This window comes from Pseudomonas sp. PB105 (assembly GCF_009764655.1).
In the GTDB taxonomy this organism is placed as follows: Bacteria; Pseudomonadota; Gammaproteobacteria; order Pseudomonadales; family Pseudomonadaceae; genus Aquipseudomonas; species Aquipseudomonas cyclaminis.
On the sequence record NZ_RWIO01000044.1, the window covers coordinates 140,698 to 164,018 of the forward strand.

Consider the following 23,321-nt stretch of genomic DNA (forward strand, 5'->3'; position numbering starts at 1 on the left):
CGGAGTCAGTCGCGCATCTGCCCAGGGGCAATGATTTCACGCGAGCCGTTGGTGTTCATTGCGGTGACGACGCCGGCGTTTTCCATGGCTTCGATCATGCGGGCGGCGCGGTTGTAGCCGATCTTCAGCTTGCGCTGTACCGCAGAAATCGAGGCCCGGCGGCTTTCCAGCACAAATGCCACGGCTTCGTCGTACAGCGCGTCGGTCTCGGCATCATCGTCGCCACCGCTGCTGCCACCGTCGAAACCGCTGCCAGCTTCTTCAACGCCGGCAAGGATGTCATCGTTGTATTCAGGCGCGCCGCGCAGCTTCCAGGCTTCCACCACGCGGTGCACTTCATCGTCGGACACGAAAGCGCCGTGCACACGGATCGGCAGGCTGGTGCCCGGCGGCATGTAGAGCATGTCACCGTGGCCCAACAGTTGTTCGGCGCCGCCCTGGTCGATGATGGTCCGCGAGTCGATCTTGCTCGACACCTGGAACGCCATGCGCGTCGGGATGTTGGCCTTGATCAGGCCGGTGATCACGTCCACCGACGGCCGCTGGGTAGCAAGGATCAAATGGATACCGGCCGCTCGCGCTTTCTGGGCGATACGGGCGATCAGCTCTTCAACCTTCTTGCCGACGATCATCATCATGTCGGCAAATTCGTCGACCACCACCACGATGGTCGGCAGCTTGCTCAGCAGCGGTGCTTCGTCGTGGATGCTTTCGCGCTTGTACAGCGGATCGGTCAGCGGCGTGCCGGCGTCCTGGGCTTCCTTGACCTTCGCGTTGAAGCCCGACAGGTTACGCACGCCCATCTTCGCCATCAGCTTGTAGCGGCGCTCCATCTCGGCAACGCTCCAGCGCAGGGCGTTGGCGGCGTCCTTCATGTCGGTGACCACCGGGCACAGCAGGTGCGGAATGCCTTCGTAGATCGACAGTTCGAGCATCTTCGGGTCGATCATGATCAGCTTGGCGTCTTCCGGGCCGGACTTGAACAGGATCGACAGGATCATCGCGTTCACCCCCACCGACTTACCGGAACCGGTGGTACCGGCCACCAGCAGGTGAGGCATTTTCGCCAGGTCAGTGATGACCGGCTTGCCGCCGATGTCATGGCCCAGGGCCAGGGTGACCGGCGATTTGAAATTGTCGTATTCCGGCGTCGACAGCACTTCGGAGAAACGCACGATCTGGCGGTCTTCGTTGGGAATCTCGATACCCACGGTGGTCTTGCCGGGGATCACCTCCACCACGCGCACGCTGGTCACGGCCAGGGAGCGGGCCAAGTCCTTGGCCAGGTTGGAAATGCGGCTGACTTTTACACCGGCGGCCGGCTGGATTTCGTAACGGGTAATTACCGGGCCTGGGTGGATCGAGTCCACCGAGACTTCGACACCGAATTCCTTGAGCTTGATTTCCAGCAGGTGGCCGACGGCCGCCAGGGATTCCGGTGAATAGTTGAGTTGTTTCTTTTCGGCCGGGTCGAGAATCGAGATCGGCGGCAAGGTGCCTTCCACGGCGCTGTCGATGAACAACGGCGCCTGTTTCTCTTTCTGCACGCGATGGCTTGGCTCGGGAGCCTTGGGCGGCGCCGGCGCAATCACCGGTGGCACCTGCTTCTCGCGGTCGGACATGTGCTTGCTCAGGGCCTGTTCGCGCTCGATAAGGCGCTCCTTGACCTTGGCCTGTTCGCGGCGGTCCGGTGTGCTCGGGGCCACGACCTCATTGATGCGGGTATCCACCTCGCGCAACTGGGCCACCATGCGCTTGCGATCGACACGGGCGGACCACCAACGGTTGGCGGCGCCTTGGAACAATTCGAGCAGGTCGAGGGTGATCTTGCCCGTCACATCCATCACCTTGAACCACGAGAGGTCGGTGAATACCGTGAGGCCGAACAGGAACAGCGCAATGAACATCAGAGTGCTGCCCTGGATATTCAGGGTCTTGCGTGCCAGGTCGCCAAGGCTTTCGCCCAGCGCCCCGCCCGCGCCCGCCGGCAAACCGGTAGGCGCGTGGAAATGAATATGGGCCAGCGCCGCGCCGGAGAGCACCAGGAACACCAGGCCGATCAGGCGCCAGGAGAACAGCCAGCCACTCCATTGCCACGGCTCGTGACGCTGGCGGAAGATCTGCCAGGTCTTGATCGCCAGCAGCAACGGGAAGATGTAAGCGAAGTAACCCAGCACCATGAACAGGATATCGGCGCTGTAGGAACCCACCGGGCCACCGAAGTTCTGCACGTCGTCGATCTTGCTGTTGTGGCTCCAGCCCGGATCGTCCTTGCCATAGGTGAGCAAGGCCATCATCAGGAACAGACACAGCGCGCCGATAGCGATCAGCGCACCTTCCTTGAGTCGATAGTGCAGGTGCTGGCGCCAAGCCGGCACGACTGCTGCTTTAGGTGTTGCGGCGGATTTCTTCAAAACGGGTCTTTTCCTGCGCCTTTAGCGCGTCCATCTGTTGAATGACTGCAACTACTGCCCAATCCGAGCAGCTGAAAAATAAACGAACGTCGTTGAATCTACGTTTAAGGTCGGGCGATTGCGCAATGAAATGACGATAACGCCACAATGGCCGCATTGTACGGGTTTGTGTGCCTGATGCCACGCCACTTGGCTTTCTTCAGCCAGCATAGCCAATTGTGTGTCACAACATGTGCAATTTGAGCATGCATTGTCTTTGCTGACAAAGGCTTATGAGCTGTTTTTACCAATCCAGGCAAGCTTGGCAATTGGCCTGCATGGGCCGGCCCCGAATACGACCACACCCCCGGCATAGAGTTGCAGAAACACCCGCTCACGCTAATACGCAGCAATGGCGGATTCAAGCTGGCCCGATGGCGCTGCGTCGACAATAATCAGCACTGCCGAGGCGGGTGTCATACCTGCCACTCCCCTCCCCTTCCATAAGCCTGGATGCCATGCTGACCTGGTTGCAACGCGACACCCTGACCTTTCCACCGCTGGCCAAAGCCATGCGCGAACCCAATGGCCTGCTCGCCGCCGGCGGCGATCTATCGGCGGAGCGACTGGTCAAGGCCTACCGCCACGGCTGCTTCCCTTGGTTTTCGGAAGGTCAACCGATCCTTTGGTGGTCGCCAGACCCGCGCACGGTGATCTTCCCTGATGAACTCCACGTATCCCGCAGCCTGGGCAAGCTGTTACGCCAGCAGCGCTACACCGTGACATTCGACCAGGACTTCGCCGCCGTCATCCGGGCCTGCGCTGCGCCGCGCGCCTACGCCGATGGCACCTGGATCACCGAAGGCATCCAGAACGCCTACCTGGAGCTGCACAAGCGCGGCCATGCGCACTCGGTAGAGGTATGGGATGCAGGCGTACTGGTGGGCGGCCTGTATGGCCTGGCGATGGGCCAGCTGTTTTTTGGCGAATCCATGTTCAGCCGAGCCGACAATGCCTCTAAATTTGGCTTCGCTACACTGACGCGACAATTACAGGCCTGGGGCTTTGTGCTGATCGACTGCCAGATGCCCAACGATCACCTGCACAGCCTGGGTGCCCGCGCCATTCCTCGCAGTGAGTTCGCCGGTTTTCTACGCGACCACTTGGACCAACCCAACACCGGGCCGTGGGTTTCTTAGGCGACATCCGCGCACCTGGCTTACACTTATTTCAAAGCTTATCCCGAGGGTTGATCATGACCGAGTTGGCGCGTTTGAAGTTCTATGCCACTCAAGCCCACTCTTGCAGCTATCTGCCAGACGAGCAGGCCACCACGCTGTTCCTCGACCCCAGCCAACCGATGGACGTGCATGTGTATGCGGATCTTTCGGAAATGGGCTTTCGGCGTAGCGGCGACCATCTGTACCGACCCCATTGCCAGAACTGCAATGCCTGCGTACCGGCGCGCCTCCCTGTGGCGCAGTTTCTGCCGGACCGCAACCAAAAGCGCATCCTCAAGCGCAATGTCGACTTGGTGGTGACATCGAGCAAGCCTCGGTTTACCGAAGAATACTTCGACCTTTACCAGCGCTATATCGAGCAACGCCACGCCGATGGCGATATGTTCCCACCAAGCCGCGACCAGTTCTCCACGTTCCTGGTGCGCGACCTGCCTTTTTCACGCTTCTATGAATTTCGTGCGGACGGTCGCCTGCTGGCCGTCGCCGTGACGGATTTGCTGCCTAACGGCCTGTCGGCGGTCTACACCTTCTACGAGCCGACCGAAGAGCGCCGCAGCCTGGGGCGCTTTGCGATCCTCTGGCAAATCGGCGAAGCCCTGCGCCTGGAACTGGAGGCGGTTTACCTCGGATACTGGATCAAGAACTGCAAAAAGATGAGCTACAAGACCCAATATCGGCCCATAGAACTGCTGATTAATCAAAGATGGGTCACGCTTAACTAGAACCCCTTGGCTTAAACACCCTTTTTCGGGCACAATGCACGCCGCTTTTGCCTGGCGCAGTTGCACCGGGCCATTCACTGGATACCGAGGGCTTTACTGCATGTCGAAAGAAGACAGCTTCGAAATGGAAGGCACTGTCGTCGACACCCTGCCCAACACCATGTTTCGTGTGGAGTTGGAAAATGGGCACGTCGTAACCGCGCATATCTCCGGCAAGATGCGCAAGAACTACATTCGTATTCTTACCGGTGACAAAGTGCGCGTCGAGCTGACGCCCTATGACTTGAGCAAAGGGCGCATCACTTACCGCGCTCGCTAAGCAAGTCAATACAAAACGCCCGGTTATGCCGGGCGTTTTTGTGTGCGCGCCATTTATCTAGCACCACAAAACAATGTGGGAGGGGGCTTGCCCCCGATAGCGGCGTACCAGTCACTCGTGTAGCGACTGAAGCACTGCTATCGGGGGCAAGCCCCCTCCCACATTGGCGCCTGCGGTTATCGATCAGGCCATTTCTGCCGTGGTTTCAAACTCGAAGGTCAGCTCGCCGTCCTTCAGGTCAATATGCACCACGCCACCATGGTCGGAGAGTTCGCCAAACAGGATCTCTTCAGCCAGCGGCCGCTTGATCTTGTCCTGGATCAGACGCGCCATAGGGCGAGCGCCCATTGCTGCGTCGTAGCCACCCTCGGCGATCCAACTGCGCGCCGCTTCCGTGACATCCAGCTGCACGCGCTTGTCTTCCAACTGCGCCTGTAGCTCGGTGAGGAACTTGTCCACCACACTCTTGATAACCTCATGACTAAGGCGACCAAACTGGATAATGGTGTCCAGGCGGTTGCGGAACTCCGGCGTGAAGCTTTTCTTGATCACTTCCATCGCGTCAGAAGAGTGATCCTGATGCGTGAAGCCGATCGAAGCCCGCGCGGCCGTTTCAGCACCGGCGTTGGTGGTCATGATCACGATCACGTTGCGGAAGTCCGCCTTGCGTCCGTTGTTGTCGGTCAGGGTCCCGTGATCCATCACCTGCAACAGCAGGTTGAAGACTTCCGGGTGGGCCTTCTCGATTTCATCGAGCAGCAATACGCAATGTGGCTGCTTGGTGATTGCTTCGGTCAACAGACCGCCCTGATCGAAGCCAACATAGCCCGGAGGCGCGCCGATCAGGCGCGACACGGTGTGACGCTCCATGTACTCGGACATGTCGAACCGCACCAGCTCGATACCCATGGCCTTGGCCAACTGCCGCGCCGCTTCGGTCTTGCCGACACCGGTAGGCCCGGCAAACAGGAACGAGCCGACTGGCTTGTCCGGCGACTTGAGGCCCGCACGCGACAGCTTGATCGCGGTGGACAGCGCGTCGATGGCTGCATCCTGGCCGAACACCGTGAGCTTGAGGTCGCGCTCCAGATTACGCAGCAGCTCCTTGTCGGAGCTGTTGACGTGTTTTGGCGGAATCCGCGCAATCTTCGCCACGATGTCCTCGACCTGAGGCACGTCGATGCGCTTCACACGTTTCTCGACCGGTTGCAGGCGCTGATAGGCCCCCGCCTCGTCGATCACGTCGATGGCTTTGTCCGGCATGTGCCGATCATTGATGTAGCGTGATGCCAGCTCCGCAGCTGCGCGCAGCGCCTCATCGGTGTACTCGATACCATGGTGCGCTTCAAAACGCCCCTTGAGCCCGCGCAGGATGCTGATGGTGTCTTCAACCGACGGCTCGGAGACGTCGACCTTCTGGAAGCGACGCGCCAGGGCGCGGTCCTTTTCGAAGATGCCACGGAACTCCTGGAAGGTGGTCGAACCGATGCAGCGGATGTCACCCGACGACAGTAACGGCTTGAGCAGGTTGGACGCATCCATCACCCCACCGGAAGCCGCACCCGCACCAATGATGGTGTGGATCTCGTCGATGAACAGGATCGCCTGCGGGCGTTTTTTCAGCTCGCCGAGCAGCGCCTTGAAGCGCTTCTCGAAATCGCCACGGTACTTGGTACCTGCGAGCAACGCGCCCAGATCAAGGGAGTAGACGACACTGTTGGCCAACAGGTCCGGCACCTGGTTGTCCACGATGCGCTTGGCCAGGCCTTCGGCAATCGCGGTCTTGCCCACGCCCGCCTCGCCTACCAGCAGCGGGTTGTTCTTGCGACGACGCGCGAGGATCTGCGCTACACGCTCGACCTCAAGCTCACGCCCCACCAGCGGATCGATCCGCCCCTGGCGCGCCAACTCGTTGAGGTTGCTGGCATAGGCATCCAGCGGGTTGCTTGAAGAAGAAGACTCACCGCCCTCGTCGTCCTGCATGTCCTGCTCACCCTCGGAATGATCGCCGTGCCCAGGCACCTTGGAGATACCGTGGGCGATGTAGTTGACGACATCAATACGGGCAACGCTCTGCTGCTTGAGCAGGAACACTGCCTGGCTTTCCTGTTCGCTGAAGATCGCCACAAGCACATTGGCGCCTGTGACTTCACGCTTACCGGAGCTCTGTACGTGGAAAACAGCACGCTGCAATACCCGCTGGAAGCCCAGGGTTGGCTGGGTTTCGCGGTCCTCGTCATGCACGGGGATCAGTGGCGTGGTGGAGTCGATAAACTCCTGCAGGTCATGCTTGAGTTTATCGAGGTTGGCGCCGCACGCACGCAAAACGGTGGCGGCAGCTTCGTTATCCAAAAGTGCCAGCAAAAGGTGTTCGACAGTCATGAATTCATGACGCTTCGAACGAGCCTCCTTGAAGGCAAGATTGAGGGTGACTTCGAGCTCGCGGTTTAACATAGCTTCACCTCATACCCAAGTGGTCGGCGTTAACCGTCCTTCTCGATTTCACAGAGTAGCGGATGCTGGCTTTCCCTGGCGTACTGGTTGACCTGCATGGCCTTTGTCTCGGCGATGTCACGGGTAAACACTCCACATACTGCCCGTCCTTCTGTGTGAACGGCCAGCATTACCTTGGTCGCCAACTCGCGGTTCAGGTTAAAAAACACCTCGAGTACTTCGACCACGAAATCCATCGGTGTGTAGTCATCATTGAACAAAACCACCTTGTACATCGGCGGCGCCTGTAAAGCAGGCTTGGCCTCCTGAACAGCAATGCCTGCAGAACCGTCGTCATCGTGTTCGTGATCCGGTCGATCCTGATTGAATGTTAGTCGAATCTGGCTGATTGCATGCATGGAAAGAAAGGTTCGTCAGTGGTTCAAATACAGTGGTGGGGGCGAGCTGTCAGAATTTCAACTCTGACCGACTGGTCGCCTTGACTATCGGCAAATCGGTGTTACAACCAATAGAACCCACAGTGGGTAAAAAAGGTCCGCGCAGTCAACCTTAATTTATTCGGGTTAGGACGGATAAACTGGATGATACTCCAGTGATGGAGTCTGGTGCAGAGGGAAATGGGTATGTCTGGCGTCAAGATCAGTGGCAAGGTCAAGTGGTTCAACAATGCCAAAGGATATGGCTTTGTGAATGAGGAAGGGAAAACCGAGGACCTTTTTGCTCATTTTTCAGCGATCAGCATGGACGGGTACAAAACGCTGAAGGCGGGCCAACCGGTAACCTTTGAAATCATTCAAGGACCGAAAGGGTTGCATGCTGTCAATATAACTGTAACACCGGAAAAAACCGCACCAGCGCATGCTCACGAGAAGAAACAACTGGCCTGATATCCGCCAACAAAATGTGCAGCTTGCGATAAAAAACGGCCACCCCAATCACGCTTGGGGTGGCCGTTTTTATGCACCTGCTTTTACATATGCGAAATCAACGCATCACCAAAGCCCGACGACGAAACCAGCTTCGCCCCCTCCATCAAACGTTCGAAGTCATAGGTCACGGTCTTGGCCGCAATCGCGCCGTTGGTGCCCTTGATGATCAGGTCAGCCGCCTCGGTCCAACCCATATGGCGCAGCATCATTTCTGCCGACAGAATCAACGAGCCAGGGTTGACCTGATCCTTGCCTGCATACTTGGGCGCCGTACCATGGGTCGCCTCGAACATGGCAACGGTGTCAGACAGGTTAGCCCCCGGCGCAATGCCGATACCGCCCACTTCCGCCGCCAGGGCGTCGGACAGGTAGTCACCGTTCAGGTTAAGAGTGGCGATCACGTCGTACTCGGCGGGGCGCAGCAGGATCTGTTGCAGCATGGCGTCGGCAATGGCGTCCTTGACCACCACATTCCTGCCGGTCTTCGGGTTCTTGAATTGCATCCAAGGCCCACCGTCGAGCAGCGTCGCACCGAACTCTTCGGCCGCCACTTCGTAGGCCCACTCCTTGAAGGCCCCTTCGGTGAACTTCATGATGTTGCCTTTGTGCACGATGGTCAGCGATTCGCGGTCGTTATCCACTACATACTGCAAGGCCTTGCGTGCCAGGCGCTTGGTGCCTTCCTTGGATACCGGCTTGACGCCAATCCCGCAATCCTGGTCGAAACGGATCTTGGTGACACCCATTTCCTCCTTGAGGAACTTGATCACCTTGATGGCTTCCGGCGAACCGGCTTTCCACTCGATGCCAGCGTAAATGTCTTCGGAGTTTTCGCGGAAGATCGTCATGTCCACGTCGCCAGGCTTCTTGACCGGGCTCGGCACACCTTCGAACCAGCGCACCGGGCGCAGGCAAACATAAAGGTCGAGTTGCTGACGCAGGGCCACGTTCAGCGAACGGATGCCCCCCCCGACCGGCGTGGTCAGCGGCCCCTTGATGGACACCACATAATCCTTGACCGCATCCAGGGTTTCCTGGGGCAGCCAGGTGTCCTGGTCGTAGACTTGAGTCGCCTTTTCGCCGGCGTACACCTCCATCCACGAGATCTTGCGCTTGCCGCCGTAGGCCTTTTCAACAGCTGCGTCGACTACCTTGATCATCACCGGGCTGATGTCGACGCCAATACCGTCACCTTCGATGTAAGGGATGATCGGTTGGTCAGGAACATTGAGAGAATGGTCTGCATTGACGGTGATTTTGTCGCCGACTGCCGGAACCTGAATCTTCTTGTATCCCATGCTGAACTCCATCTATGGATTGAACATCTGGCTGCGTTCGAGCCTACTCCAGATAAATGGCGACTGAAACCTCGCGCCATGCTCATTTGCATCGAAAACAGCATAAATTGTCGCCTACAAGCCTGAAAGCAAAGGGAAAAGCGCCAATCTTGAGCACATCGTGCGACTTTAGGCGCACCCCGGTACCTGCGACCTTTAGACCAATGGACGACTCACCTTTTGTATGAAGGCTCGGCGTAAGCATAGCGACCTATGTATAATGCCGCCGCTGACCCAAGAGTCACGACGGCTGACCGCTCTAGAATAGGTGCCTTCAGCTACAAAGCCGGACTATTACAATAGTCCACCCGCTTGACGCTCGACTGATGCAACCCAACATCACCGCGAAGAAACCTCGACATTTCGCTCATGGATGACTTTGAACGAACGCGCTCCACCCGGCGCATCTCGAGTTTCTGCGCACGCTTTCAGCAAAGAAGAGAGTTAATCCGAATATGCCCACCCGCTCGAAGATCATCTACACCTTCACCGACGAAGCCCCTGCCCTCGCCACCTATTCACTGCTGCCTATCGTAGAGGCCTTCACCGCTTCCGCTGATATTGCCGTGGAAACCCGCGACATCTCCCTCGCCGCGCGCATCCTGGCAAGCTTCCCCGAGCAACTGGGCACCAAGGCCGTACCGGACCACCTCGCCGAACTGGGCGACCTGGCCGTGACCCCTGAAGCCAACATCATCAAGCTGCCCAACATCAGCGCCTCGACCCCGCAGCTGCAAGCGGCGATCAAGGAACTGCAGGCCCAGGGCTACGCCCTGCCGGACTACCCGGAAACCGTAACCACCGACGCGGAAAAAGAAACCCGTGCACGTTACGACAAGGTCAAGGGCAGCGCCGTGAACCCGGTACTGCGCGAAGGCAACTCCGACCGCCGCGCACCGCTGTCGGTCAAGAACTATGCACGCAAGCACCCGCACAAAATGGGCGCCTGGGCTGCGGACTCGAAATCGCACATCGCCCACATGAGCAACGGCGACTTCTACGGCAGCGAAAAAGCCGTACAGATCGAAGCCGCCGATGCTGTCAAAATTGAGCTGGTCGGCAAGGACGGCACCACCACCGTCCTGAAAGAAAAGACCACCGCACAGGCTGGCGAAATCCTCGACAGCGCCGTGCTGAGCAAGAACGCACTGCGCACGTTCATCGCCGCCGAAATCGAAGACGCCAAGAAACAAGGCGTACTGCTGTCGGTTCACCTCAAAGCCACCATGATGAAGGTCTCCGACCCGATCATGTTCGGCCAGATCGTTGCCGAGTTCTATAAAGATGCCCTGGCCAAGCACGCCACCGTGCTGGAGCAGATCGGCTTCAACCTGAACAACGGCATCGGCGACCTGTACGCCCGCATCAAGGCCCTGCCGGCTGACCAGCAGGCACAGATCGAAGCTGATATCCAGGCGGTCTATGCCGCTCGCCCTTCCCTGGCGATGGTCAACTCCGACAAAGGCATTACCAACCTGCACGTGCCAAGCGACGTCATCGTCGACGCCTCGATGCCGGCCATGATCCGTGACTCCGGCAAGATGTGGGGCACCGACGGCCAGCTGCATGACACCAAGGCCGTGATCCCGGATCGCTGCTACGCCACCATCTACCAAGCCGTCATCGAAGACTGCAAGGCCAATGGCGCTTTCGATCCGACCACCATGGGCAGCGTGCCAAACGTTGGCCTGATGGCCAAGAAAGCCGAAGAGTACGGCTCCCACGACAAGACCTTCCAGATCAAGGCTGATGGCGTAGTCCGCATCACCGACAGCAAGGGCAACCTGCTGATGGAACAGACCGTCGAAGCCGGCGACATCTTCCGCATGTGCCAGACCAAAGACGCGCCGATCCAGGACTGGGTCAAGCTGGCCGTCAACCGTGCCCGCGCCAGCGATACCCCGGCCGTTTTCTGGCTGGACCCCAAGCGTGCGCATGACGGCGTCGTGGTCGAGAAAGTTCAGGCTTACCTGAAAGACCACAACACCGAAGGCCTGGACATCCGCATCATGGCGCCGGTCGACGCGATGAAGTTCACCCTGGAGCGTACCCGCAAGGGCCTGGACACCATCTCGGTAACCGGTAACGTACTGCGCGACTACCTGACCGACCTGTTCCCGATCATGGAACTGGGCACCAGCGCCAAGATGCTGTCGATCGTGCCGCTGATGAACGGCGGTGGCCTGTTCGAAACCGGCGCCGGCGGTTCGGCGCCAAAGCACGTGCAGCAACTGGTTGAAGAGAACTTCCTGCGCTGGGATTCCCTGGGCGAGTTCCTGGCCCTGGCCGCGTCCCTTGAGCATTTGGGTGTCACCTACAACAACCCGAAAGCCCTGGTACTGTCAAAGACCCTGGACCAGGCCACCGGCCAGTTCCTCGACAACAACAAGTCGCCATCGCGCAAAGTCGGCAACATCGACAACCGCGGCAGCCACTTCTACCTGGCGCTGTACTGGGCTCAAGCCCTGGCCGCCCAGACCGAAGACACTGCACTGCAAGCGCAGTTCGGCGAACTGGCAAAAACCCTGGCTGACAACGAAGCAACCATCGTTGCCGAGCTCAACGCCGTACAGGGCAAGCCAGTGGACATCGGTGGCTACTACGCGCCGAACCCAGAGCTGACCAGCAAGGCCATGCGCCCAAGCAACACCCTCAATGCGGCGATTGCCAAGTTGAAGTAAGGTTGTAAGGTGACATCACAAACCCCGGCCATGTGCCGGGGTTTGTGTTTTCTGCGCTTATAAAGCGCCGTATTCCGCACGCCAGGCCGCTTCGATGATCGCCAGCAACTGCGGCTTGTACCATGGTTCCCAGCCCGCCCTTTGCTTGAGTTCGACACCAAACCCCGGCAGCGCCGGCAGATGATCAAATACCTCAAGGTTTTTCAGGCCCTGCACCTGTGCAAACCAGGGTAAAAGCGTTACACCGACCCCTGCTTGAACTGCGGAACGCAACGACATCAGATCCTCGGACTCATACACACAGCGCCACGGGATGCCGCTCTCCTCCAGACGGCGAACCGCTAGACTCCTGAACACACATGGCGCCTTGAACAACGCCAGCAAAACCTCCTGCCCCTCTACCGGCGGCACCGCATGTTCACCACCCAACCACCGCAACGAAAGCGCATGCAGTGGCTCCCCGGCGACTTTTGGCAACTCGTCGATCATCAGGCCAATATCAATGTCACCCTCGCTGAACGCCTGAGAAAGCAACATCGAGCGTGCAACCTTGACCACGATTCGTACGGACGGCATCTCAAGAGCCACAGCAGGAATAACGCGCTGCACAATCTCTTCGCTGAAATACTCGGGTATGCCCAGCGTCACCGACTCCTGGGAGCGACTTGCATCAAAGAGACTGCCCACTTTGTCGTTAACGCTCACTATTTGCTGGGCGTAGCCGGTCAGGCGCTCGCCTTCCAAAGTGAGCAACACTTGACGATTGTCACGCGCGAAGAGTTCGACACCCAGCAGATCCTCCATTCGCCGGATCTGCTGACTGATCGCCGGCTGGGTCAGGCTCAACGCCTGCGCGGCCCGAGTAAAACTGCCCAACTCCGCCACCTTGAGAAAGCTGCGCAGCGATTGAATATCAAGATTGACTCTCATGGCATCGCCCAAGTGAGTGAATAAACACGCAGGGCATTAGTGCAAGGCACGGAGCATCTCTGTCAAGACCGCCTACCTGGTTCGCCCATGATTCATCCAATAAACCCCTGCGCCCGACACAACGAAGCCAAGAATCGCCACCCCACTTGGCATCTCTCCCAGCACCATGGACGCCATGATCTGCGTGACAGCCGGAATGACATGAAACAAGTTCGTCGCCTTACTCGCGTCCCCCCGCCGAATCATCAGATACAGCAACGTCAACGCACCCACCGAATTCATCAACGTGATCCAAGCCACCGAAGCTGCGAAGGGCATCCACTCGGTCACCTGCATGGTTTCCGTGGCGCAAGCCAGCGCCAACATAACAAGCGATGCGGTGGCCATCTGAATAAAGCAACCCACCCACAGATCGACCCCACCGAGAAAGCGCTTCTGATAGAGCGTGCCAAGGGTGATACCCAGTAACGCCAGACCTACCGCGCCATAACCACTGATTGACGACGCGGTACCCAAAAAACTATTACCCACAACAATAGCGACGCCGCCGACGCCAAGGATCGAGCCTGGCAGATCGCGCCAGCTCAGTTGCTCGCCCAAACAGAAGTAGGCGCCGATCACCACGAACACGGGCATCAGCCCGACTATCAGCGCCGCTTGCCCGGCCGGGACGCCCTGGCTAATGCCGGTGTAGAGGCCGCCAAATTGCAGAGCCTGCAAGAGCAAGCCCACGACTGCCGCATGAAGGTAAGGTGTAAGCCGCCTGGGCCACTCGGCCTTGATGGCGATCGCCACGCCCAGGAACACCAGGGCCGCCAGGGCAAACCGGTAGAATGTCATAGTGAAAGGCTCACCATAACGCACGCCAAAAGCACCGCCGATGTAGCCGGAACTCCATAGCAGGATGAAAGCAATGGGTAGTGGTGAAGTCAGGCGCACTTCGTAGCTTTTGTGGGCAATCGGGTTCATGACACTCTCCGCACTGATGGTTCTGAAGAGATAAGCTGCGCCTTGGGCTGAAATCGGTAAAATCATAAAATGTCAGGTGCATCATGCAGATTGCTTATGCCCCCACATTGACTGCAATCCTGCCCGAAGACTGCACGGCATTCGAAATCGAGAGACATCCCATGACCTGGCAACCCCACATCACCGTCGCCACCATCGTCGAAGACAACGGCCGCTTCCTGATGGTCGAAGAACTCAAGGGCGGCCGCGCGGTGCTCAACCAGCCCGCCGGGCACCTCGATCCGGACGAGACCCTGACCGAGGCCGCCGTGCGCGAAACCCTCGAAGAAACCGGCTGGGACGTGGAAGCCACGGGCATCGTCGGCATCTACCTGTACACCGCCCCCAGCAATGGCGTGACCTATCAAAGAGTCTGCTTTATCGCCAAAGCCCTGAAACACCACCCGGACTATCAACTCGACGAAGGCATCCTCCGCGCCCGCTGGCTGACACGGGAGGAGCTGATGGCCGTGCGCGAGGACTGGCGCAGCGAGCTGATCATCCGTTGTATCGATGATTATCTGGCCGGTCAGCGCCACAGCCTGGAATTGATCCGCCCTTCTCTTTAGCCTTGCGGGCCCAGGCCTGCTAGAATCGCGTCCTTTTTCAAGACACCCGTTGAAACCCTATGCGTGATCCAGCCCCTTCTGACACACAAAAGAAGCGCGTCATCGTCGGCATGTCCGGCGGCGTGGATTCTTCCGTTTCCGCCGTTCTGCTCATGGAGCAGGGTTATGAGGTGGAAGGCCTGTTCATGAAGAACTGGGAAGAAGACGATGGAACGGAGTATTGCACCGCCATGGACGACCTGGCGGACGCCCAGGCCGTGTGCGACAAGATCGGTATCAAGCTGCACACCGCCAACTTCGCCGCCGAGTACTGGGACAACGTGTTCGAGCACTTCCTGGCCGAATACAAGGCTGGGCGCACGCCGAACCCGGACATCCTGTGCAATCGCGAAATCAAGTTCAAGGCGTTCCTTGATTACGCCATGATCCTCGGCGCAGACCTCATTGCAACCGGCCACTACGTGCGTCGTCGCGATATCGATGGGCGCACCGAACTGCTCAAGGGCCTGGACCCGAACAAGGACCAGAGCTACTTCCTGCACGCTGTCGGCGGCGAACAGATCGCCAAGACCCTGTTCCCGGTCGGCGAGCTGGAAAAGCCCGAAGTGCGCAAGATCGCCGAAAAACACGGCCTGGCAACCGCCAAGAAGAAAGATTCCACCGGGATCTGCTTTATCGGCGAACGCCGTTTCAGCGACTTCCTCAAGCAATACCTGCCGGCACAACCAGGCGAAATCAAAACCACCGAAGGCGAAGTGATCGGTCGCCACCACGGCCTGATGTACCACACCATCGGCCAACGCCAGGGCCTGGGCATCGGCGGTTTGAAAGACGCCGGTGAAGAGCCGTGGTACGTGCTGGTCAAGGACCTGGAAAACAACGTGCTGATCGTCGGCCAGGGCAACGAACACCCACTGCTGTTCTCTGGCGCGCTGCTGGCTTCTGAGATCTATTGGGTCAACCCGATCGACCTGAGCACGCCGCGCCGCCTGACCGCCAAAGTGCGTTACCGCCAGAGCGACCAACCGTGCACCCTGGAAAAAACCACTACCGGTTACCGTGCGACCTTTGATGACCCGCAACGTGCGGTCACCCCTGGCCAGTCCGTGGTGTTCTATGACGGCGAAGTCTGCCTGGGCGGTGGCGTGATTGAAGTCGCGCAAGCCTGGAGCAACCCGGCATGAGCCCGACCCAGGAGCAATTGACGGCACTCGGCGGGGTATTTCTCTCCGCCGTGCTGGTGGACAAGATCGCCAAGACCGGCCAGGTCACCGAAGCCGGCCTGACCTGCATGCTCGGCAGCCTGCTGATCCGCGACCCCAAGGACACCCTGGAAGTCTACGGCGGCGACGACCTGGCGCTGCGCGAAGGTTACCGCGCGCTGATCGGCGCCCTGGAGCGCGACCCGAGCACCTTGCAGCGCGAACCGCTGCGCTACGCCCTGTCGATGCTCGGCCTGGAGCGTCAACTGGCCAAGCGCGACGACATGCTGGAAATCATCGGCAAGCGCCTGCCACAGATCCAGTCCCAGGTAGAACACTTCGGCCCAGCCCACGAAAACGTGATCGCCGCCTGCGGCGCTTTGTACCAGGACACCTTGAGCACCTTGCGCCAGCGGATCCAGGTCCATGGCGACATGCGCAACCTGCAGCAACCGAACAACGCCTCGAAAATCCGCGCCCTGCTCCTGGCCGGTATTCGTTCGGCGCGGTTGTGGCGCCAGTTGGGCGGTCATCGCTGGCAGCTGGTGATCAGCCGGCGCAAATTGCTCAAAGAGCTTTACCCGTTGATGCGCAACGAATAAGTCGCAGCAACAGACTATTTTCAAGCCGTTACGCGTAATACGCCGGTCAGTTGGCGACGGACCGGCGGATTTTTTCATGTATGATACGCGCCCCATTTCGTTGCCCGACTGTCCGAGAACACCCCATGCAGCTCTCTTCGCTCACTGCGGTTTCCCCTGTTGACGGCCGCTACGCCGGCAAAACCCAGGCCCTGCGCCCTATTTTCAGCGAATACGGCCTGATCCGTGCTCGTGTACTGGTTGAAGTGCGCTGGCTCCAGCGCCTGGCCGCTCACCCCGCCATCAGCGAAGTGCCGGCGTTTTCCGCCGAGGCCAACGCTGTACTCAACACCCTGGCGGAAAACTTCTCCCTGGAGCACGCCGAGCGTGTGAAAGAGATCGAGCGCACCACCAACCACGACGTAAAAGCCATCGAATACCTGCTCAAAGAGCAGGCGGCGAAGCTGCCGGAACTGGCCCAGGTCAGCGAGTTCATCCACTTTGCCTGCACCAGCGAGGACATCAACAACCTGTCCCACGCTCTGATGCTGCGTGAAGGCCGCGATGACGTGATGCTGCCGCTGATGCGCCAGACCGCCGAAGCCATCCGCGAACTGGCTATCCGTTTCGCCGACGTGCCGATGCTGTCGCGCACCCACGGTCAACCGGCATCGCCGACCACCTTGGGCAAAGAACTGGCCAACGTGGTGTATCGTCTGGAGCGCCAGATCGCTCAAGTAGCCGCCGTACCGCTGCTGGGCAAGATCAACGGCGCCGTGGGCAACTACAACGCCCACCTGTCGGCCTACCCTGAGATCGACTGGGAAGCCAACGCCCGCGCCTTCATCGAAGACGAGCTGGGCCTGGGCTTCAACCCGTACACCACACAGATCGAACCGCACGACTACATCGCCGAGCTGTTCGACGCGATTGCGCGCTTCAACACCATCCTGATCGACTTCGATCGCGATATCTGGGGCTACATTTCCCTGGGCTACTTCAAGCAGCGCACCATCGCCGGTGAAATCGGTTCATCGACCATGCCGCACAAGGTCAACCCGATCGACTTCGAAAACTCCGAAGGCAACCTCGGCATCGCCAACGCCCTGTTCCAGCACCTGGCCAGCAAGTTGCCGATCTCCCGCTGGCAGCGCGACCTGACCGACTCCACCGTACTGCGCAACCTCGGCGTGGGCTTTGCTCACAGCGTGATCGCATACGAAGCCAGCCTCAAAGGCATCAGCAAGCTGGAGCTCAACGCGCAGAAAATCGCCGCTGACCTGGACGCCTGCTGGGAAGTCCTGGCCGAGCCGATCCAGACCGTGATGCGTCGTTACAACATCGAAAACCCGTACGAGAAGCTGAAAGAGTTGACCCGCGGCAAGGGCATCACCTCCGACGCACTGCAAACTTTCATCGACGGCCTGGACATGCCAGCCGCCGCCAAGGCCGAGCTGAAACTGCTCACCCCGGCCAACTACATCGGCAACGCTGTAGAGCAAGCCAAGCGCATCTGATCATCGCAAGACCCTTGAGACGCCCGGCCGCGCCGGGCGTTTTTATTCCCGCCTTAAAAGTGCTTTTTTTCAATAGGTTACACATGAATCCTGACATCCCTCTTCAACTTCTGGGCGGCATCACGGCACGTGAATTCCTGCGCGATTACTGGCAGAAAAAACCGCTGTTGATCCGCCAGGCCATCCCTGATTTCGAAAGCCCGATCGACGCCGACGAACTCGCCGGCCTGGCCCTGGAAGAAGAAGTCGAATCGCGCCTGGTGATCGAACACGGCGAGCGCCCATGGGAACTGCGTCGCGGCCCGTTCGCCGAAGACGCCTTCGCCAGCCTGCCTGAGCGCGAGTGGACCCTGCTGGTGCAGGCGGTCGACCAGTTCGTGCCTGAAGTGGCCGAGCTGCTGGAGCAGTTCCGCTTCCTGCCGAGCTGGCGCATCGACGACGTGATGATCAGCTTCGCCGCACCGGGCGGCAGCGTTGGTCCGCACTTCGACAACTACGACGTGTTCCTGCTGCAAGCCCAGGGCAAGCGCAACTGGAAGATCGGCCAGATGTGCAGCTCCGAAAGCCCGCTGCTGCAACACGCCGACCTGCGTATCCTCGCTGAATTCGAAGAAACCGCCGAATGGGTGCTGGAACCGGGCGACATGCTCTACCTGCCGCCTCGCCTGGCGCACTTCGGCATCGCCGAAGATGACTGCATGACCTACTCGGTCGGCTTCCGTGCTCCGAGCGCCGCTGAAGTGCTGACCCACTTCACCGACTTCCTCGCCCAGTACCTGACCGACGAAGAGCGCTACACCGACGCAGACGCCCAGCCGGTCAGCGACCCGCATCAGATCCAGAGCGACGCCCTCGACCGCCTCAAGAGCCTGCTGGCCGAGCACATGAGTGACGAGCGCATGCTGCTGACCTGGTTCGGCCAGTTCATGACCGAACCGCGCTACCCGGAACTGGTTGCAGGCGAAGAGCTGGGTGAAGACGACTTCATCAGCACCCTGCAAGACGGCGCCATCCTGGTACGCAACCCAAGCGCACGCATGGCGTGGTCCGAAGTGGACGATGACGTGCTGCTATTCGCCAGCGGCCAGAGCCGTTACCTGCCCGGCAAACTGCGCGAGCTGCTGAAACTGGTGTGCTCCGCCGATGCGCTGCACAGCGAAAACCTGGGCGAGTGGCTCGCCGACGAAGACGGTCGCGACCTGCTGTGCGAACTGGTCAAGCAGGGCAGCCTGGGATTTGCCGATGAATAAGATTCACGTAAGTGTCGCGGACTGGCATAAGGATATCGCTGAGATTCGGCGCATTCGTGAAGCGGTATTTATCGCTGAACAATCGGTTCCGCCCGAGCTGGAGTGGGACGCGGACGACGCTGATGCGGTGCATTTCCTGGCGTTTGAAGGCGACTTTCCGATTGGCACCGCTCGCCTGCTGCCCAGTGGCGAAATTGGGCGTGTGTCGGTGCTCAAGGATTGGCGCGGGCTGAAGGTCGGCGACAAGCTGATGGAAGCGGTGATCGGCGTGGCCGAGCAACGCGGGCAGACCAAGCAATTCCTGAGTGCCCAGGTGTACGCAGCGCCGTTCTATGAGCGGCTTGGCTTCAAGATCGTCAGCGATGAATTCCTCGAAGTCGGGATTCCGCATGTCGATATGGTGCGCGGGGGCTGATCCATAATCGAGTCGCCGCCATCGGGGGGCAAGCCCCCTCCCACACTTGACCGCATTCCCAAGGAAGTACTCGGTCAAAATGTGGGAGGGGCTTGCCCCCGATGACTATCTCAGCAACACCCCAAGATGCCCTGCCATGCCAGGGCATTTTGCCGTCTACGATTCAACTTGCGCCCCGCCAGGCCGACAAACTGGCACTATCCAAGCCTAAACGCCTCGCAGAGATAACGGACATGTCCCTACGCACCCTGCTCACCGCCCTCCTCCTGACCGCCAGCGTCTCAGCCATGGCCGACACCGAAGTCGTCAACCTGAGCAACCGCACCAGCGCCGACCTGCTGCCGGTGGCGCAGAACTTCATCGGCAAGGACGGCACTGTCAGCGCCTACGGCAACCAGCTTATTGTCAACGCCGCCCCCGGCAAGATCGAAGCTCTGCGCGCCCTGCTCGCCCAGCTCGACACGCCTGCCAAACGCCTGCTGATTACTGTGGACACCAACGAAAGCAACCAGCAAAACACCGCTAGCAACCAGACCCGCATCATCAGCTATGGCACCGCCAGCCGTGATGGTGGCATCCAGCAGATCCAGGCCAGCGAAGGCGTGCCCGCTCTGATTCAGGTTGGCCAAAGCGTGCCACTGACCACCACACAACCTGATGCTTATGGCCGCCCGCAAAACCAGACCCAATACCGCAACGTGACCCAGGGCTTCTATGTGACCGCCAGCGTCACCGGCGAGACCGTTCACCTGGCGATCAGTACCAACCGTGACCGCATGAGCCAGGAACGTCCCGATGTAGTGAACGTGCAAAGCACCGACACAACCATCAGTGGCCGGCTGGGTGAGTGGATTCCCCTGGCGGGGATCAACCGCCAGACCCAGGCAGGCAATTCCTCTACAACCCGCAGCTACTCTACTCAGGGCCGCGATGACCTGACTTTGCTGGTCAAGGTCGACACCCTGAACTGAAGCACCAAAAACTGACTGATGAGTCGTATAAGACTAAAGATGTAGTGCTCTGAAAAACGCACTACAAAACATTTGACGATCCAAAAAAGCATGGGCATGATGGCCTCGCTCCCGCTAATCAGGGGCCCTGGCAAGGGCCTTCGGATCGTCGCTCCAAGTTACCCACCTGAGCCGATTCGTGTCTGTACCGCCCACAAGGCGTGTTTGACGAGGTTGCGACTGGAACGAAGTTGTCCCGAGGGACGGAAGCTAACCAGGTAACCCGGCAACACGCTGCAGAATGCCCAAGGGCCCACGACGCCCGAAGACTGTTCTCGGCCAGCCTTTACCTGCCCCCCTCTCGATCATCGTTCATCCCGTCGCCTGCCCCGTCAGACCTGACTTGACCGCCTATGCTTCTGGTCAGCGAGCAGCCATACCCCGCAACGATTGCGCGGCTGGCAAATGGATCTTTCCACCTAGACCTATGCGACGAGGTTTTTCCCCATGGCACTGACACGCGAACAGCAAATTGCAGCCCTTGAAAAAGATTGGGCTGAAAACCCACGCTGGAAAGGCGTGACCCGCGCTTATTCCGCTGCTGACGTCGTCCGCCTGCGTGGCTCGGTTCAACCTGAGCACACCTTTGCAAAACTCGGCGCCGAGAAGCTGTGGAACCTGGTCACCCAAGGTGCCAAGCCTTCCTTCCGTCCCGACAAAGATTTCGTCAACTGCATGGGCGCCCTTACTGGCGGCCAGGCAGTCCAACAGGTAAAAGCCGGCATCCAGGCGATCTACCTGTCCGGCTGGCAAGTGGCAGCGGACAACAACTCCGCTGAATCCATGTACCCCGACCAATCGCTGTATCCAGTTGACTCCGTACCGACCGTGGTCAAGCGCATCAACAACTCGTTCCGTCGTGCCGACCAGATCCAGTGGAAAGCCGGCAAAGGTCCGGGCGACGAAGGCTACATCGACTACTTCGCGCCAATCGTGGCTGACGCCGAAGCCGGTTTCGGCGGCGTACTGAACGCTTACGAGCTGATGAAGAGCATGATCGAAGCCGGCGCCGCTGGTGTTCACTTCGAAGACCAACTGGCCTCTGTGAAGAAATGTGGCCACATGGGCGGCAAGGTACTGGTTCCGACCCAGGAAGCCGTACAGAAGCTGACCGCTGCCCGTTTGGCCGCTGACGTTGCCGGCACGCCGACCATCATCCTGGCCCGTACCGACGCCAACGCCGCTGACTTGCTGACCTCGGACTGCGACCCGTACGATCAGCCGTTCGTGACCGGCGAGCGCACCCAGGAAGGCTTCTATAAAGTACGCGCCGGCCTCGACCAAGCCATCGCCCGCGGCCTGGCCTATGCGCCGTATGCCGACCTGATCTGGTGCGAAACCGCCAAGCCGGACCTGGACGAAGCCCGTCGCTTTGCCGAAGCGATCAAAAAGGAATACCCGGACCAACTGCTGTCCTACAACTGCTCGCCTTCCTTCAACTGGAAGAAGAACCTGGACGACGCGACCATCGCCAAGTTCCAGCGCGAACTGTCCGCCATGGGCTACAAGCACCAGTTCATCACCCTGGCTGGCATTCACAACATGTGGCACAGCATGTTCAACCTGGCGCACGACTACGCCCGCAACGACATGACCGCCTACGTGAAACTGCAGGAGCAGGAATTTGCTGACGCCTCCAAGGGCTATACCTTTGTGGCGCACCAGCAGGAAGTCGGCACCGGCTACTTCGACGACATGACCACCGTGATCCAGGGCGGCACCTCGTCCGTGACCGCGCTGACCGGCTCGACCGAAGAAGAGCAGTTCCACTAAGCACCGCGTACACGGCCACGGCGGCCCCAAGGAAGACCTAACCGCAGTGCCGCACAGCAATCACGCCCCGACTGGTTCGGGGCTTTTTTTTGCCTACGGAAAAACCGTCTGACACGACAAAACTCAAAATGTGGGAGGGGGCAATGTGGTCTGCCTGAAGATTTTGCGCAAAACATTGATCCAGAGCGGTATGCAAATCCGCAAAAGCGGTTAAAAGATGCACACCCGCAACTAAGCGGCAATCAAGCAAGTAACACCAACTTCCCCCGCCACACGAGAAACATTCGCTTAAACCTCACGCAAACAATATTCATTATCATTTGGACGATAAAAACTTCGTTACCCAACAAACAAAACTTAATTCTACAAATGCCCGCTAATGCCCGCCCCGCAAGGGCCACAGCCCCACAAAGGTGCACTATGTCCTTATTCCATCGAATAATTTCGCCATAGGAATTTTACTTGCCCGGTGTTTAGCCATAAAATCACCGCGATTGACTGCGCTGCGACATATCGTCACTGCATCATTACTTTTTCGAGCTCAGAGACCTTTGCTCTCTGTTAAGGATTTCCAGCATGACCGAAGCGACAGGACTCATAGCCCACAACTGGGGCTTTGCCATTTTCCTCCTCGGTGTTGTAGGCCTTTGCGCCTTCATGCTCGGCGTCTCCAGCCTCCTCGGGTCAAAAGCCTGGGGCCGCAGCAAAAACGAACCGTTCGAGTCGGGCATGCTACCTACAGGTGGCGCCCGCCTGCGGCTCTCAGCCAAATTCTATCTGGTCGCGATGCTGTTCGTGATCTTCGATATCGAAGCCCTTTTTCTCTTTGCCTGGTCTGTGTCCGTCCGCGAAAGCGGCTGGACCGGATTCGTCGAAGCTCTCGTTTTCATAGCAATTCTGTTGGCAGGCCTTGTCTACCTATTTCGAGTGGGCGCCCTTGATTGGGCTCCGGAAGCTCGTCGTAAGCGGCAAGCGAAGCTGAAACAATGA

The 23,321-nt window shown here is 59.1% G+C and carries 20 protein-coding genes; 14 read left to right on the forward strand and 6 right to left on the reverse strand.

Annotated elements, in window-relative coordinates:
• Positions 1 to 5: 5 nt before the first annotated feature.
• Complete coding sequence (locus EJD88_RS12180) at positions 6 to 2,414, reverse strand: DNA translocase FtsK (RefSeq protein ID WP_099587003.1); 2,409 nt, start codon at positions 2,412 to 2,414, stop codon at positions 6 to 8.
• A gap of 497 nt (positions 2,415 to 2,911) precedes the next feature.
• On the opposite strand from EJD88_RS12180, the gene aat reads away from it, so the two are divergent.
• The 3 genes from aat (at position 2,912) to infA (ending at position 4,675) form a co-directional block, all read left to right on the forward strand.
• Positions 2,912 to 3,592, forward strand: a complete 681-nt coding sequence (gene aat / locus EJD88_RS12185; RefSeq protein WP_158878066.1) for a leucyl/phenylalanyl-tRNA--protein transferase — start codon at positions 2,912 to 2,914, stop codon at positions 3,590 to 3,592.
• A 56-nt stretch (positions 3,593 to 3,648) separates the two neighbouring features.
• The gene (locus tag EJD88_RS12190) at positions 3,649 to 4,356 is read left to right on the forward strand and encodes an arginyltransferase (protein ID WP_099587005.1); all 708 of its coding nucleotides are present in this window, start codon (positions 3,649 to 3,651) and stop codon (positions 4,354 to 4,356) included.
• A 100-nt stretch (positions 4,357 to 4,456) separates the two neighbouring features.
• Entirely contained in the window at positions 4,457 to 4,675 is a 219-nt protein-coding gene (gene infA / locus EJD88_RS12195; protein ID WP_002553999.1) for a translation initiation factor IF-1, read from the forward strand.
• A gap of 183 nt (positions 4,676 to 4,858) precedes the next feature.
• On the opposite strand, the gene clpA is transcribed toward infA, so the two are convergent.
• Complete coding sequence (gene clpA / locus EJD88_RS12200; protein WP_078743290.1) at positions 4,859 to 7,129, reverse strand: ATP-dependent Clp protease ATP-binding subunit ClpA; 2,271 nt, start codon at positions 7,127 to 7,129, stop codon at positions 4,859 to 4,861.
• Between the two features lie 29 nt (positions 7,130 to 7,158).
• Positions 7,159 to 7,527: an ATP-dependent Clp protease adapter ClpS gene (clpS, locus tag EJD88_RS12205; protein ID WP_010567912.1), complete on the reverse strand. Its 369-nt coding sequence runs from the start codon at positions 7,525 to 7,527 to the stop codon at positions 7,159 to 7,161.
• A 225-nt stretch (positions 7,528 to 7,752) separates the two neighbouring features.
• Here clpS and cspD point away from each other — a divergent pair, with 225 nt between their 5' ends.
• On the forward strand, positions 7,753 to 8,016 hold the full coding sequence (gene cspD / locus EJD88_RS12210; RefSeq protein WP_099587039.1) for a cold shock domain-containing protein CspD: 264 nt from the start codon (positions 7,753 to 7,755) through the stop codon (positions 8,014 to 8,016).
• An 83-nt stretch (positions 8,017 to 8,099) separates the two neighbouring features.
• On the opposite strand, the gene icd is transcribed toward cspD, so the two are convergent.
• Positions 8,100 to 9,356, reverse strand: coding sequence for an NADP-dependent isocitrate dehydrogenase (icd, locus tag EJD88_RS12215; RefSeq protein WP_099587006.1), 1,257 nt, complete (start codon positions 9,354 to 9,356; stop codon positions 8,100 to 8,102).
• Between the two features lie 494 nt (positions 9,357 to 9,850).
• Between icd and EJD88_RS12220 the strand changes: the two genes are divergently transcribed.
• The gene (locus EJD88_RS12220; protein WP_158878067.1) at positions 9,851 to 12,076 is read left to right on the forward strand and encodes an NADP-dependent isocitrate dehydrogenase; all 2,226 of its coding nucleotides are present in this window, start codon (positions 9,851 to 9,853) and stop codon (positions 12,074 to 12,076) included.
• A gap of 57 nt (positions 12,077 to 12,133) precedes the next feature.
• On the opposite strand, the gene EJD88_RS12225 is transcribed toward EJD88_RS12220, so the two are convergent.
• Together EJD88_RS12225 and EJD88_RS12230 are read right to left on the reverse strand one after the other, a co-directional pair.
• Positions 12,134 to 13,006 (reverse strand): LysR family transcriptional regulator, encoded by an 873-nt coding sequence (locus EJD88_RS12225; RefSeq protein ID WP_158878068.1) that lies wholly within the window; start codon positions 13,004 to 13,006, stop codon positions 12,134 to 12,136.
• Between the two features lie 72 nt (positions 13,007 to 13,078).
• Complete coding sequence (locus tag EJD88_RS12230) at positions 13,079 to 13,975, reverse strand: DMT family transporter (protein ID WP_158878069.1); 897 nt, start codon at positions 13,973 to 13,975, stop codon at positions 13,079 to 13,081.
• 161 nt (positions 13,976 to 14,136) lie between these two features.
• Between EJD88_RS12230 and EJD88_RS12235 the strand changes: the two genes are divergently transcribed.
• From EJD88_RS12235 to EJD88_RS12275, 9 genes are all read left to right on the forward strand, one after another.
• Entirely contained in the window at positions 14,137 to 14,583 is a 447-nt protein-coding gene (locus EJD88_RS12235) for an NUDIX hydrolase (protein WP_158878070.1), read from the forward strand.
• A gap of 59 nt (positions 14,584 to 14,642) precedes the next feature.
• On the forward strand, positions 14,643 to 15,767 hold the full coding sequence (gene mnmA, locus EJD88_RS12240; RefSeq protein WP_099587010.1) for a tRNA 2-thiouridine(34) synthase MnmA: 1,125 nt from the start codon (positions 14,643 to 14,645) through the stop codon (positions 15,765 to 15,767).
• Entirely contained in the window at positions 15,764 to 16,387 is a 624-nt protein-coding gene (gene hflD, locus EJD88_RS12245) for a high frequency lysogenization protein HflD (RefSeq protein ID WP_099587011.1), read from the forward strand. Before mnmA ends, hflD begins: the two co-directional genes overlap by 4 nt.
• 125 nt (positions 16,388 to 16,512) lie before the next feature.
• Positions 16,513 to 17,883 carry an adenylosuccinate lyase gene (purB, locus tag EJD88_RS12250; protein ID WP_099587012.1) on the forward strand — a complete coding sequence of 457 codons (1,371 nt, stop codon included), beginning with the start codon at positions 16,513 to 16,515 and terminating at the stop codon, positions 17,881 to 17,883.
• An 83-nt stretch (positions 17,884 to 17,966) separates the two neighbouring features.
• Entirely contained in the window at positions 17,967 to 19,133 is a 1,167-nt protein-coding gene (locus EJD88_RS12255; RefSeq protein ID WP_112195900.1) for a cupin domain-containing protein, read from the forward strand.
• Positions 19,126 to 19,548: a GNAT family N-acetyltransferase gene (locus EJD88_RS12260; protein ID WP_158878071.1), complete on the forward strand. Its 423-nt coding sequence runs from the start codon at positions 19,126 to 19,128 to the stop codon at positions 19,546 to 19,548. The genes EJD88_RS12255 and EJD88_RS12260 overlap by 8 nt, the downstream gene beginning before the upstream one ends.
• Before the next feature lie 233 nt (positions 19,549 to 19,781).
• The gene (locus EJD88_RS12265) at positions 19,782 to 20,519 is read left to right on the forward strand and encodes a secretin N-terminal domain-containing protein (protein ID WP_158878072.1); all 738 of its coding nucleotides are present in this window, start codon (positions 19,782 to 19,784) and stop codon (positions 20,517 to 20,519) included.
• Between the two features lie 486 nt (positions 20,520 to 21,005).
• Complete coding sequence (gene aceA, locus EJD88_RS12270) at positions 21,006 to 22,331, forward strand: isocitrate lyase (RefSeq protein WP_010458877.1); 1,326 nt, start codon at positions 21,006 to 21,008, stop codon at positions 22,329 to 22,331.
• A 576-nt stretch (positions 22,332 to 22,907) separates the two neighbouring features.
• Positions 22,908 to 23,321 (forward strand): NADH-quinone oxidoreductase subunit A, encoded by a 414-nt coding sequence (locus EJD88_RS12275; RefSeq protein WP_015372409.1) that lies wholly within the window; start codon positions 22,908 to 22,910, stop codon positions 23,319 to 23,321.